Origin of the sequence: Paenibacillus sp. ACRSA (assembly GCF_022346845.1) — a bacterium.
GTDB lineage: Bacteria > Bacillota > Bacilli > Paenibacillales > Paenibacillaceae > Paenibacillus.
Window position 1 is genome coordinate 111,137 of sequence record NZ_JAKRNP010000005.1, and the last position, 13,075, is coordinate 124,211.

At 43.4% G+C, this 13,075-nt stretch carries 11 protein-coding genes; 8 read left to right on the forward strand and 3 right to left on the reverse strand.

Annotated elements, in window-relative coordinates; translation table 11 throughout:
• Window positions 1–148 precede the first annotated feature (148 nt).
• On the forward strand, window positions 149–622 hold the full coding sequence (locus tag MH215_RS16240; RefSeq protein WP_239291464.1) for an ASCH domain-containing protein: 474 nt from the start codon (window positions 149–151) through the stop codon (window positions 620–622).
• Between the two features lie 335 nt (window positions 623–957).
• Window positions 958–3,555, forward strand: coding sequence for a phosphoenolpyruvate synthase (gene ppsA, locus MH215_RS16245; protein ID WP_239291466.1), 2,598 nt, complete (start codon window positions 958–960; stop codon window positions 3,553–3,555).
• Between the two features lie 135 nt (window positions 3,556–3,690).
• Here the strand turns inward: ppsA and MH215_RS16250 are convergent, their stop codons facing one another.
• On the reverse strand, window positions 3,691–4,317 hold the full coding sequence (locus MH215_RS16250) for a class I SAM-dependent methyltransferase (protein ID WP_239291467.1): 627 nt from the start codon (window positions 4,315–4,317) through the stop codon (window positions 3,691–3,693).
• A 201-nt stretch (window positions 4,318–4,518) separates the two neighbouring features.
• Here MH215_RS16250 and paiA point away from each other — a divergent pair, with 201 nt between their 5' ends.
• Window positions 4,519–5,064: a spermidine/spermine N(1)-acetyltransferase gene (gene paiA / locus MH215_RS16255; protein ID WP_239291468.1), complete on the forward strand. Its 546-nt coding sequence runs from the start codon at window positions 4,519–4,521 to the stop codon at window positions 5,062–5,064.
• Here the strand turns inward: paiA and MH215_RS16260 are convergent.
• On the reverse strand, window positions 5,021–5,875 hold the full coding sequence (locus MH215_RS16260) for a helix-turn-helix domain-containing protein (protein WP_239291469.1): 855 nt from the start codon (window positions 5,873–5,875) through the stop codon (window positions 5,021–5,023). The genes paiA and MH215_RS16260 overlap by 44 nt on opposite strands.
• Before the next feature lie 99 nt (window positions 5,876–5,974).
• Here MH215_RS16260 and MH215_RS16265 point away from each other — a divergent pair, with 99 nt between their 5' ends.
• The gene (locus MH215_RS16265; RefSeq protein ID WP_239291470.1) at window positions 5,975–9,154 is read left to right on the forward strand and encodes a galactose-binding domain-containing protein; all 3,180 of its coding nucleotides are present in this window, start codon (window positions 5,975–5,977) and stop codon (window positions 9,152–9,154) included.
• A gap of 111 nt (window positions 9,155–9,265) precedes the next feature.
• Here the strand turns inward: MH215_RS16265 and MH215_RS16270 are convergent, their stop codons facing one another.
• Window positions 9,266–9,835 (reverse strand): TetR/AcrR family transcriptional regulator, encoded by a 570-nt coding sequence (locus MH215_RS16270; protein WP_239291471.1) that lies wholly within the window; start codon window positions 9,833–9,835, stop codon window positions 9,266–9,268.
• A 283-nt stretch (window positions 9,836–10,118) separates the two neighbouring features.
• On the opposite strand from MH215_RS16270, the gene MH215_RS16275 reads away from it, so the two are divergent.
• The 4 genes from MH215_RS16275 (at window position 10,119) to rbsD (ending at window position 13,069) form a co-directional block, all read left to right on the forward strand.
• Window positions 10,119–10,559: a nuclear transport factor 2 family protein gene (locus tag MH215_RS16275; protein ID WP_239291472.1), complete on the forward strand. Its 441-nt coding sequence runs from the start codon at window positions 10,119–10,121 to the stop codon at window positions 10,557–10,559.
• Window positions 10,560–10,807: 248 nt separating this feature from the next.
• Window positions 10,808–11,797, forward strand: a complete 990-nt coding sequence (locus MH215_RS16280) for a LacI family DNA-binding transcriptional regulator (protein ID WP_239292032.1) — start codon at window positions 10,808–10,810, stop codon at window positions 11,795–11,797.
• On the forward strand, window positions 11,790–12,668 hold the full coding sequence (gene rbsK / locus MH215_RS16285; RefSeq protein WP_239291473.1) for a ribokinase: 879 nt from the start codon (window positions 11,790–11,792) through the stop codon (window positions 12,666–12,668). The genes MH215_RS16280 and rbsK overlap by 8 nt, the downstream gene beginning before the upstream one ends.
• Complete coding sequence (gene rbsD, locus MH215_RS16290; RefSeq protein ID WP_239291474.1) at window positions 12,668–13,069, forward strand: D-ribose pyranase; 402 nt, start codon at window positions 12,668–12,670, stop codon at window positions 13,067–13,069. The genes rbsK and rbsD overlap by 1 nt, the downstream gene beginning before the upstream one ends.
• The last annotated feature ends 6 nt before the right edge of the window (window positions 13,070–13,075 follow it).

Sequence of the window (13,075 nt, forward strand, 5' to 3'; positions counted from 1 at the left end):
AATTCGCACGACTTGTATCGCTAAATGTAAGTTAAGAACTATTTTCGAATCAGGAGATCATGATTGATGGGGTGAAATCATCAACACAGAACAATGTGATAAGATAAGATGAATTCTATGGAGTTTATAGTTATAGGAGGGACGTATAATGTCAGCAAACCCAATTAATGAATATTGGCAGAGGTTCGCCAAGCAAAACGAGTTAAACATGGACACGCCAAGTGCTTGGATGTTTGGAGACGGATCAAAAGCAATGGGAGATGAGTTAGGTGGATTAGTTGTTAGTGGCATGAAAACGGGAACGTGTTCTGCTCATTGTGCATATGAGCTAGAAAACGAGGAAATTCCAAAGGTAGGTCGGTACGATATTGTTTTAGACGGAGATAACAATCCATTGGCGATTATCCAAATGACTCAGATTGAAGTCGTGAAAATGAATGAAGTTACTCATGAATTTGCTCGATCTGAAGGAGAGGGTGATCTGAGCTATGCGTATTGGTATCAGGAGCATGTTGAATTTTTCACCTGGCAATTGAGCCAGTATGGGCTTACGTTTACTCCAGAGATACTGCTGGTTTGTCAGACATTTAAGGTTGTGGACGTGTATCGTGCAGGGGCTTAGTTACGAAGTGAGTATGCGAATGACAGCGTTGTTAGCTTAATAGATATGAATCTGTATACATATCGAGCATTGAAGCGTGCAATAGTGTATGGCTAGCGTTCAGTGTGTTTGCAATCATAAAGATATTCTATGATAAGCACAAAAAAAGAACCTGATGGAATCCATCAGGTTCTTTTTGGTTATTGTATGTAAATAAATCCGGTGATATAATCGGAATACAAATTTCTGAAATGAGTTAATCAGCATAATAAAACTATCTTCTATTATTAATTTATCATGTTGATTAACTCTTGTCAAATATTTTTTTCAAAATAGGCGGATTGGAGTGAGGCTGAATGAGTTCATTCGTTCTCGATTTTCAGGAAATGCATCATACACAGCTTATGCTTGTTGGCGGTAAAGGGCTAAATTTAGGGAAGCTATCCACAATTGAGGGGATTCATGTTCCTAATGGATTTTGTGTGACTACACGCGCATTCCAACTAGCGCTTGAACAAAATGATACGTATCATGCTCTGCTCCAGCAACTAATGATGCTGACTCTACAGGATCGCACAGAGATCGGTGAAGTAAGTCTGAAGCTTCGTCGAACGATTATGGAAACAGCAATACCTTCCGATGTAACCCAGGAAGTTATAAGCCACTTGTCTACGCAGGGCATGGAACATGCTTATGCGGTTCGTTCGAGTGCTACTGCTGAGGATTTACCTCATGCCTCATTTGCTGGGCAACAAGACACGTACTTAAACATCATTGGACAAGACGCAATCCTTCATCACATTCGGAAATGTTGGGCTTCACTGTATACCGAACGTGCTGTCTTTTATCGTATACAAAATGGATATGATCACAGGCATGTGTATTGCTCTGTTGTCGTACAGAGAATGATATTTCCACAGGCTTCTGGAATTATGTTCACGGCTGATCCGGTCACATCCAATCGCAAAGTAATATCCATAGACGCTAGTTTTGGGCTAGGAGAAGCGCTGGTCTCAGGTTTAGTCTCCGCTGACAATTACAAAGTCCAAGGAGACCACAGTGTTGATAAAATGATCAGCACGAAAAAGCTGGCTATCTATGGCCTAGAAGATGGCGGAACGGAAACACGGCAGATCGAGCCTTATCAGCAGGGATATCAAACTCTTACGGATCAAGAAATGATACAACTCGCACACATCGGTAGGCAAATCGAGACTTACTTTGGTTGCCCACAAGATATTGAATGGTGTCTGGCTGAGGATACCTTCTATATTGTACAGAGTCGCCCCATCACGACGTTGTTCCCGATCCCTAAGGTGGATGATGCGGACAATCACGTCTATCTATCTGTGGGTCATCAGCAGATGATGACAGATGCCATCCAACCATTAGGCCTATCCTTTTACCTGTTGATTACACCTGCATTGATGCGTAAAGCCGGAGGCCGATTGTTTGTGGATATTGCACCGATGCTGTCTTCAACAGCTGGCAGACAAGCTTTATTGAATAATTTAAGCTCCGATCCACTTATTGTAGGTGCGCTCAAGACAATCATCGAGCGAGATTTTATAACCGTGCTACCCAAAGACCAGGCAGCAACACCGCCTACTAGACGTAACACAGATACACTGCCGCTATTCGAGCCAGATTCCAATATTGTATCTGAATTAATAGGACGAAGTCAGACTTCGATCGATAATCTACAGTATAATATTCAAGATAAATCAGGAGTGGAGTTGTTTGATTTTATTTTGGAAGATGTGCAGGATCTGAAGAAGCATTTATTTGATCCGCAAAGTACGGCTGTCTTTATGGCTGCTATAAATGCGACAGCATGGATAAATCAGAACATCAATGAATGGCTAGGTGAGAAGAACGTAGCGGATACCCTCACGCAATCGGTAGAGGGCAATATTACTTCTGAGATGGGTCTGGCGTTGTTGGATGTCGCGGATGTGATTCGGCCTTATCCAGATGTAATTCATTATTTGCAGCAAACGGAAGATGATAGCTTTCTAGATGAACTCGTTAAGCTGAATGGAGGACAGGAAAGCCGGGATGCAATTTATGAGTTTCTGAGCCAATATGGCATGCGATGTGCTGGGGAAATTGATATTACAAGATCTCGTTGGAGTGAAAAGCCATTAACACTGATTCCCATGATTCTGGGTAACATCAAGAACTTTGAGCCACAGGCGGGTAAGCATAAATTTGAGCAAGGGCTGAAGGAAGCTTTAGAGAAGGAACAAGAGTTAATAGGTCGCTTGAAGCAATTACCTGACGGGGAGCAAAAAGCTCATGAAACGAAGCAAAAGATCGACCTCGTCCGCAAGTTCATCGGTTACCGCGAATATCCAAAGTACGGCATTGTCAGTCGTTATTATATTTATAAGCAGGCTCTATTGAGAGATGCTGAACGACTCGTTCAAGCTGGGCTTATTCAGAACGTAGAGGATATATATTATCTTGCTTATGAAGAGCTGCACGAAGTTGTTCGCACAAATCAATTGGATCAGGAGATGATTGATCAACGGAAAGAGGACTATCGATTATATGAAAGGCTTACGCCTCCGCGTGTGATGACATCTGATGGTGAGATCATTACAGGGGAGTACAATCGTGAACATCTACCCGTTGGTTCGATTGCAGGTCTACCTGTTTCTTCAGGTGTAATTGAAGGAAGAGCACGAGTCATTTTGGACATGAATGATGTCAATCTGGAGGCTGGGGATATCTTAGTGACTTCGTTTACTGATCCTGGATGGACACCTTTATTTGTTTCTATACAAGGTCTAGTAACAGAAGTTGGCGGACTGATGACGCATGGTGCAGTCATTGCACGCGAATATGGGTTACCCGCAGTTGTTGGTGTAGAGAATGCAACCCAATTGATCAAAGACGGGCAACGAATTCGTGTGAATGGAACAGAAGGCTATATCGAAATACTCTCATAACCACTAGCGTGAGAAGTTAACAGAAGAGGCTGGCTGTTGCGTAAGCTTTGAATTATTATTTAGATACAAAGGGCGGATACGTATGTTCATGCGTGGATCGTCCTTTTATCTATCACGTTTCTATTAGGATTAAGCTCATTCATCTTTCTTGCATCGAATAAGCAGAAATGGGATCGAAGGTTTGTTTTTCATGATTTTATTGGGCTCGTCTATTTCAGAGATTTCAAGCTGTCCATATGCTCCGAATTCTTCTTGAATGGCTTCATCATCATAGAAAAACATCTTAAGCCCTTCCATGATCTCATAATAATTATGATCGAGTTGTTGTCCTTGACCATACATCGGAGCTTTTGGGGAAACGGTTGTAAATACCATGTATCCATTAGGTTTTAATTGCTTGTAACAATTTGCAATAAACTGTTCTCGTTCCTGTCTGTTCAATAGATGAAGTAGCGCATAGCAAAATATACCTTCGTACAGATGCTCATCGAACGGCATGTCGGTTACAGAGCCATGAGAAATCGGAAAATTAAGTCCGTGTTGCCTTGCTAAGTGGATGGCGGTTTCGGAAATTTCAATTCCGGTGACTTTAATTTCAGCATTTATGAAGGCTTTGGCATTTCGGCCATAGCCGACGCCCGGGATCAGGATGTCTCTAATGTTCTTTTCGAGGAAGAATTCCTTGGTTAAAAGACTTGAATCTGTCGGTTCGAATCCCCACATCGTTTGTTTATCTATAAAACTGGATTCCCAGAATTCCACGGTACAGCCAGCTCCTTTTCTATTATAAGTATATAAAAGACATTTGAAATCCTTAATAACTCTAATATATCTATCGTTTTTTGTAAATAGCAAATTCCATATTTAATTATGAAGCATTTACAACAAAATTGATTTAAATTGATGATACAAATTTCATAGGTTTTATTTAATTTCATTATTTTGGTAAGGGGCGATTCATCCATGAGCGTGAAAATTACAAAGTGCACTCCTAACGAAGTGCTTCAACTTCAAGCAATCAGTATCGAAACGTTCCATGGTACGTTTAAAGATCAGAATTCAGATGAGAATATGAGAGAGTATTTGGAAAGAGCGTTTCATTTCGAACAAATAGAAAAGGAGCTGGTTAACCGTTCCTCACAGATCTATTTTATCTATTTCCATGAAGAACTTGCCGGATACTTAAAAGTTAATATGAATGATGCTCAATCCGAAAGCATGGGCGAAGAAGCCATGGAGATTGAACGAATTTATGTAAAAAAAGCATTCCAGAAGCATGGGCTAGGTAAACATTTGCTCAACAAAGCCATTGAAATTGCAAACGAACAGAACAAACACAAAATTTGGCTTGGTGTATGGGAGAAGAATGATAATGCAATCGCATTCTACAAGAGAATGGGATTTGTGCTACAGGGATCCCATTCATTCTATATGGGGGATGAGAAACAGACGGACTTTATTATGGTCAAAACACATTCCTACACGCCTTCCGATAGTTGGATGGGGTAACTCCAAAGTGAGTGGAGAATTGCCGTGAAAAATAATCGGGTGAATGAAAACCAACGGATAGAGCAATCTCAGTGACGGGACGAAGCGTGTACTTCAACAGCTTCTCGGCTTGTTTCAAACGATGCTTCATCAGTGTGCCCATAATGGTATCGCCGACTTGTTCCTTGAACAAATGAGATAATCGCGAAGGAGATAGACACACGCGCTTACCTAGATCCTCAATCAGAAGTTGTCCCGTGTATTCCTGAGATATGATATTGAGCACTTCCTGTACGCGTGCGTCTAACGTCTTCTGTGACTGATTCTGGCTGGCGACTAACAAAATGACTTCTTCAAGCGCATTTAAGGTGAGCTCATCTCTCAACGCAGCGTCTCCGTGTAATCGGTAGGAGATTACTCTCCACAAAGCTGATTCAATCGCTTGTCGGGAATGCTCGTTAAGTAGATCAAGTTGAATTAGAGGCCCGTCTGTATTGCTGGTCGGCATCCAATCGGCCCAGCTTAGGCGTGGAATAAAGTGAGCCCATAGTTTCTCCCAGACCTCCCCTTCCTCTGTAAAATAATCCTGGATCGTGCCAGGAGATACCATGGTTAACGTCCCCGGTGTGCAGCTTAAGTATCCTTTGTCTCCATTATTAATCCATCCTTGACCAGATAGAGTATAGATAATTAACCAGTCCTTGGTTCCTTGTTCACGATAACAAGCGTAGCCATAGGGTTGGATGTAATGATCGGATACGAGAATTCCCGGAGGGTGTGTGTATTGCTGTTTCATCAATAACATAGCAGGATCGTTAGGGTTATTAGCCATATCCTCATTCCTTTCTGAGAAGTGCTTATTCTAAAATAATATACGAGAGTTACTTGGAATAAAAGCATTTACTAAGATGCGGAATAAGGAGTGAACTGCATGTCAGAGCAGCACAAGGACAGGAGAATACTTCAACTTGCAGGAGCATGGAGATATGCACTTGACCCAGAGGATATCGGAGAATCAGAACAATGGTACGATTCGTTCGTGCCAGGTTCAGACGAAACCGTATCCCTCCCAGGCACACTGACCGATAACGGAATAGGTGAAGCTGAGAAATGGGGACAAACACTGAACCGGGAGTCGATCCGATCTCTACGTCAGCGATATCGCTATATTGGAGCAGCATGGTACGAATCTGAAATTAACGTTCCTGCGGATTGGATAGATCGACGCTTCTTTATTTTTCTTGAACGTGTAATGTTTCAATCTACCTTATGGGTGAATGGGGAACTGGCTGGGCAGCAGGATAGTCTGTCAGCACCTCATGAATATGATGTGAGCACGCTCATACAACCTGGAACGGTAAACCGGTTTACGCTTCGGATCGACAATCGAGATGTACAGAATTTGGGTACACATTCGAGTGCATATACGGAAGAAACGCAAACGATATGGAATGGCGTCGTTGGACGTATTGAACTGCATACGTTAGACCCTTATTGGATCAACAATGTGCATATATACCCTCGTCCCGATCTGCGCTCTATTATCGTAAAGGGGACATGTCATAATACAACAGATACTAAGGTTCAGTTTCAATTAAACTTAAGGGCTTCAATTAAACAGGGAACGGCCCCACATGTAGGGGATGAGACTAAAGAGGAATTGAATGTCCCTGCTTCATCCGCTCAGAACTTTGAATATGAATACCCTATGGGTGAAGATTCCTTGTTATGGGACGAATTCACCCCCAACTTGTATGAGATGAAGGTAGAAGGAAGCATTTTATTAGATGAACATAACCCGGTTCGCATCATAGCGCATCAAACCTTTGGTTTACGCTACTTCAATCGTGAAGGCAGAATATTAAAAATGAATGGTCGGGCAGTCTTCTTGCGGGGAACCTTGGAATGCTGCATTTTCCCACATACGGGTCATCCTCCAATGGACATTGGATCATGGCAGAAGATCTTTCAGACCGCTAAGGAGTACGGGTTAAATCACATTCGGTTTCACTCTTGGTGCCCGCCGGAGGTGGCATTTGAAGCAGCAGATCAATTGGGAATATACTTGCAGGTTGAATCGCCAATGTGGATGGATACGTGGAATATGGCCGTTGGTACGCATCCAGAGCATTATACCTACTTACCGCAAGAAGCCCGTAGAATTGTGGAAGTGTACGGCAACCACCCTTCGTTCTGCATATACAGTAATGGCAATGAACTGAATGGTGATTTTGAGCTGTTGCATCAGATGGTTGAAGAGCTGAAAGTGAACGATGATCGACGATTGTACACGCTCACCACGAATTGGGATCGACCGCTTGATCCCGCAGATGACCTTTTTATTGCCCAATCGGTTGATGGCATCGGTGTGCGAGGACAATATTTTCCTGAAAAGCTAGCCTTGTCGACAGACCTTGATTTTCGAGAAGCCGTAGCGGCACGGTCTGTTCCGGTCATCTCCCATGAAGTGGGGCAGTATGCGGTATATCCAGACGTGCAAGAAATACCGAAATACACGGGTGCGCTACGTCCGGTAAACCTGGAGGCAATCCACGCAGATATGGAGACACGAGGTTTAGCAGAGGATATTCGCTCATTTGTACATGGTACGGGGATGTTTGCCCTGCAATTATATCGTGATGAGATTGAGGCTGCATTGCGCACACCGTATCTTGGAGGGTTCCAGTTGTTAGACTTGCATGATTTTCCAGGACAGAGCACGGCTACGGTCGGAATTCTAAATGCATTTTGGGAATCGAAAGGCTTGACCGAGCCGCATCAATTTCGCGAATTCTGTGCACCAACAGTGTTGCTGCTTCGTATGCCGAAGCGTATCTATACTGAAACGGAACAATTCAATGCGGAGATCAATATTTCTCATTTTGCCGCAACAGATATCCCGCCATCCTCCATCCAATGGGTCATGAAGAATGGTGATGGGCACATTCTTGACCAGGGCTTCTTACAGACAGATACCATCCCGAATGGGTCAGGCCAACCACTAGGAAGTATAGTATCGTTGGCACCACAGTACATCAAGAAGAGTGACAGATTAACGATATCACTAGAAATCTTGGGTAGCGATGTGCGAAATGAATGGCCATTTTGGGTTTACGAATCCCCAGAGAAGCATCGTGAATTCCCGCAGTCGATCATGGTGAAACGAAATCTAGATGAAGAGATGGAACAACATCTTATAGCAGGAGGGCATGTCCTGTTTTTGGCGCAAAAAGATAAGCTGCAACATGCGAGCCCGGGGAAGTTTTATCCCGTGTTCTGGAGTCCGGCTCATTTTGCAACGGAGGCACCGTGCGGTATTATCGCTCACACGGATCACCCTGCTTTGAACGGATTACCGACCAGAGATTATGCGGAGCATCCGTGGCAAGACTTGTTGGATCAATCCGTATCACTTGTGGTGAACGAAGGGATTCCATTCAACCCAATTGTTCAGGTCATTCCCAACTTCTATCACAATCGCAAGCTGATGAATCTTGCTGAATATAACGTCGGTCAAGGCAAGGTATTGATCTGCGGCATCAACATTGAAGATGATCTGCAGCATCGACCTGTTGCAGCCCAGCTTCGTACAAGTTTAATCAATTATGTGTCAGGGGAGTCGTTTGAACCCACAGTAGGGATTGAACTGCATCAGCTTCGTCAATTACTTGCTGAGAGTGAGCAATCTGCCGAGGAAGCAACCGATTCTATGATTCCAGATGATGAGCTTGCACATATGAAGGTCGCATCCAGTGATAGTGAAGGCGACCGTCATGAAGCAATGTACGGAAACGACGGTAACCGTCAGACCTATTGGCAGGCAGAAGATGATGCGCCAGGTCACTGGTGGCAGGTTGACCTGCTACATGAACACTCTATTACACGAACAAAGGTGGAGTTTCATCAGGAAGGTAACTTCCTGTATGTGATTCAGGTTTCAAGTGATGGTCAACAATGGAGCGTTGTTTCGAATCAGACCGGTCAGACATCGACTGCAATGGCGCGTGTAGACCGTTTTGAGGCGAAGGGAAGGTATGTACGAATCGTGTATAACGGATTGCCAAGTGGGGTTAGGGCGGGACACCGCGCATTTGAAGTATACGGTAGGTAGTTAGCGAGAACATGAATTCCAAGAAAGAACGTCACGTTAGGGTGTCGTTCTTTTTCTCTTAAAATGACAGTTGTAACGTAATGACATGGCAAAATAACGAAGAGGGTAACCTTAGTTAATAACTTCGTTCCGCTTCAGTAAACCCCATAATTGCTGTGCAACATCATCTGCTGATATCGGCATATGATTCAGAATCCACCATTCAATAATACCGACAAACGCCGAGGCTATGAATTGAGTAATCAGTTCTTTGTTATAGTTTAGATTAACTCCTTCCATATGGATTTGTATGCTAATATGAGTTGTCGCAAGCTCCAGCATACGGTCGCGGAATGCGGGAATACCTTTATTCGAGAGCATGGAGAAGTAAAATGTGTGGTTCTCTTCAAAATAGCGAATGACTGGAAGAAATGAAGATTCAATGAGATCGATAGTTTCTCCATTGGTATTCGTTGTTGTTGTTACTGCGATCATCTGATTCAAGTTTTCTTCAATGCACTTGTTCAACAGATCGTACTTATCACTGTAGTGAAAGTAAACGGTCCCTCGGTTAATATTTGCTCGATCGGCAATTTCGTTGATTGTAATAACCTCAAAGTTCTTCTCAGCAATTAAAGAAACAAAGGATTGAAAGATTGCTGCCTTTGTTTTTGCAACTCTTCTGTCCATTTTGATCTCCATCAGACCAACCTCCAGATAAGATATCTAACATCTCAGCCCATTACGTTGGATATCCAACATATTGGACTAGATTAACGATTGAATAGATTCGTATAGCTCATATAATAGTCAATAAGCGTTAGTTATTCAACAAATGTTGGATTAGCTAATAAGCGAACAATGACGAGAATAGAAAGGATGACCGATAAAGATACCCTTGTAATATCAAACGAAATGAATTGGATATAAGGATCAGATAACAAAGAATTATAGAACTTATAACTTATCCGAGGGGGAAAACAACATGTCACTAGAAATACTACAAGCAAAGTCAGATCTGAGAAATCTCATTGATTCTTACGCAACATTAACCGATGCCAAAAAGGTCTCGGAACAGATGTTATTATTTACGACAAATGCTCGATTTAAAGTGTACTTCGGAGATCAGTTGGTGTCTGATGTGACTGGCACCAAACAACTAGAGGAAGAGTTCAACGGTCACGTTGCATTGGTTAAACGTTACTTTACCACTAACGCACAGCATGTTGTGCAAGTAGATGGAGACAGCGCAACGGGTGTTGTATTTTCGCAAGTGAAGATGGTGAGGGATGAAGAGGGACAAGAAGTGTTAACGGATTATAGTGTGCAATATCATGATGTATATATTCGTCAAGACGAGAAGTGGTACATTCAGGAACGGAAGTCGCATTATATCATTGTGGAAGCAAGACCATTACAAGGTTAAAGGATAAGGTGAAATCCCAAAATGGCAGGGTCGTGTTAAGCGCTAGCTTGTCATTTTGGCTTTAAATTCGTAGCGGTATGTGGCTTAGTTTTGAGTAAACAGATATAATCTGATCATTCGTTGTTGATATAAATTTAAGACACTTGTTCGACTGACTGGGATAAATTTCAAGTAATGAAATGCTTGTCAAATGAAAAAAAATATGATAATTTATGTCTGTAACCGGTTACACATAAGGAGAACAGATGATGAAAACGATCAAAGACGTAGCGAATCTGGCTGGCGTATCAGTAGCCACCGTATCAAGAGTCATTAATGACAGGGGTTATGTTCATGCGGATACTCGCAAGAAAGTGGAAGATGCCGTGAAGGCGCTTAACTTCTCCCCGAATGAAGTAGCTCGCTCATTATATAAACGTAAGTCCAAACTGATTGGCCTGTTGCTGCCCGATATTGCAAACCCTTACTTTCCACAACTTGCTCGCGGTGTAGAGGATCGGATGCAGGAGCAGGATTACAGACTGATATTCGGAAATAGTGATGAGGATGAACGGAAGGAGCAAGATTACATCCAGACGTTCATTCAGAATAACGTGGTTGGTGTAATCTCTTCAACGAACTACCCTCATTCTTCAACATATGAAAACCTGAAGATTCCTGTGGTGTTTCTCGATAGAACTTCATTAGATCGACCTTCTGTGTATGCAGACGGTAGAGAAGGGGGAAGGCTAGCAGCCAAGGAGATCATCAGACGGGGGAGCAGCCGGATAACGGTTATGCAGGGACCAACACATATTCGCCCAGCCCAGGATCGCTTTGAAGGAGCAATTGAAACCATTCGTGCGGCGGGGCTTGATTACCGGGTTATCCAGACAACCTCCTTTTCGTTTAACGAGGCAGGGGTGTGGGCAGAAGAGTTATTCAAGAAATATGCTGACACGGATGGAGTAATCGCCAGTAATGACATTGCTGCGATGGCCGTGCTGCATGAGGCGGCGCGAATTGGAAGGAAAGTTCCTGATGATGTACAAGTCATTGGGTTTGACGATATTCCGATGAGTGGTCTGTTGTCGCCAGCGTTGTCCACCATTCGGCAACCGGCATATGAGATGGGTAGAGAAGCAGCGGGATTACTTATCAAGCTTGTGGAACAAAATGTGATAGAGGATAAAAACATACAGTTGCCCGTTGGATTCATTGAGCGGGGAACAACAAGAAAGGTGAGAACAGATGGCTAAAATTTGCGTGATTGGTAGCAGTTCTATGGATTTAGTCGTTACTTCTTCAAGAAGACCAGGAGCGGGTGAAACCGTTCTTGGCGAAAGCTTCAAAACAGTCCCAGGCGGCAAAGGAGCGAATCAAGCTGTTGCTGCTGCCCGATTGGGAGCAGAGGTGTATATGATCGGACGGGTAGGTGAAGATACCTTCGGTACAGACATTTTGAACAACTTTGAAGCAAATGGTGTAAATACGCAAAATGTGAAACCGGTTACACATTTAGAGAGCGGAACGGCTCATATCATTCTTGCGGAAGGTGATAATAGTATTGTAGTTGTTGAGGCGGCCAACCGTGAAGTCACTCCCGCATATGTCGATGAGGCGGTAGATATTATCCGTAATGCTGATATCGTATTGATCCAACAAGAAATTCCTGAGGAAACGGTGGTTCACGTCAGTGCACTGTGCGCGAAGTTTGGAACTCCGCTGTTATTGAATCCAGCACCCGCAAGAACAATATCGCAAGAGGTCATTGACAATGCCTCCTACATTACGCCGAACGAACATGAGGCAGAAATTTTGTTCCAAGGTGTAAGCCCGGCAGAGGCGATGCGACAGTATCCCAATAAATTGTTTATTACAGAAGGTAGCAAGGGTGTACGTTATTATGATGGTGAACAGGAAGTTCTAGTGCCAACGTACCAAGTGAAAGCCGTTGATACAACAGGCGCTGGCGATACATTCAATGCTGCATTTGCCGTCGCTCTGGCTGAAAGCAAACCGCTACAAGATAGCATCCGCTTCGCTAATCGAGCTGCCTCATTGTCTGTGACCAAGTTCGGGGCGCAAGGCGGAATGCCAACGCGAGCGGAAGTGGAGGAGAGCCTGTAATGAAAAGACATGGAATACTAAATAGTCACATTTCCAAAATATTAGCGGATCTAGGTCACACGGATCTGATTGTGATTGCGGATGCCGGGCTTCCCGTACCGGAAGGAGTACGTAAGATTGATCTCGCTCTGAAGCTGGGAACACCCAGTTTTCGTGAAGTCGTAGAGACGGTTGCAGATGATATGGTCATTGAAAAGGTCATTGTGGCAGAAGAGATTCGGGAGGGAAACCCCACAGCGCTGCAATTTATGATAGACAGATTCGGAGAGGACAACGTGGCTGTTTCCGTCAGTCATGAACAATTTAAGGTGTTAACCGGGCAGGTAAAAGCAGTCATTCGCACTGGTGAAGCTACGCCTTATGCTAATTGCATTTTACAAGCAGGAGTCCATTTTGGTTAAAAAGGA

Excerpts from the sequence above, each read along its gene's own strand:
- paiA (WP_239291468.1), top strand. The coding sequence starts at position 4,519 with ATGAGCGTGAAAATTACAAAGTGCACTCCTAACGAAGTGCTTCAACTT.
- MH215_RS16240 (WP_239291464.1), top strand. The coding sequence starts at position 149 with ATGTCAGCAAACCCAATTAATGAATATTGGCAGAGGTTCGCCAAGCAA.
- rbsD (WP_239291474.1), top strand. The coding sequence starts at position 12,668 with ATGAAAAGACATGGAATACTAAATAGTCACATTTCCAAAATATTAGCG.
- MH215_RS16275 (WP_239291472.1), top strand. The coding sequence starts at position 10,119 with ATGTCACTAGAAATACTACAAGCAAAGTCAGATCTGAGAAATCTCATT.
- MH215_RS16270 (WP_239291471.1), bottom strand. The coding sequence starts at position 9,835 with ATGGAGATCAAAATGGACAGAAGAGTTGCAAAAACAAAGGCAGCAATC.
- MH215_RS16265 (WP_239291470.1), top strand. The coding sequence starts at position 5,975 with ATGTCAGAGCAGCACAAGGACAGGAGAATACTTCAACTTGCAGGAGCA.
- ppsA (WP_239291466.1), top strand. The coding sequence starts at position 958 with ATGAGTTCATTCGTTCTCGATTTTCAGGAAATGCATCATACACAGCTT.
- MH215_RS16280 (WP_239292032.1), top strand. The coding sequence starts at position 10,808 with ATGAAAACGATCAAAGACGTAGCGAATCTGGCTGGCGTATCAGTAGCC.
- MH215_RS16260 (WP_239291469.1), bottom strand. The coding sequence starts at position 5,875 with ATGGCTAATAACCCTAACGATCCTGCTATGTTATTGATGAAACAGCAA.
- rbsK (WP_239291473.1), top strand. The coding sequence starts at position 11,790 with ATGGCTAAAATTTGCGTGATTGGTAGCAGTTCTATGGATTTAGTCGTT.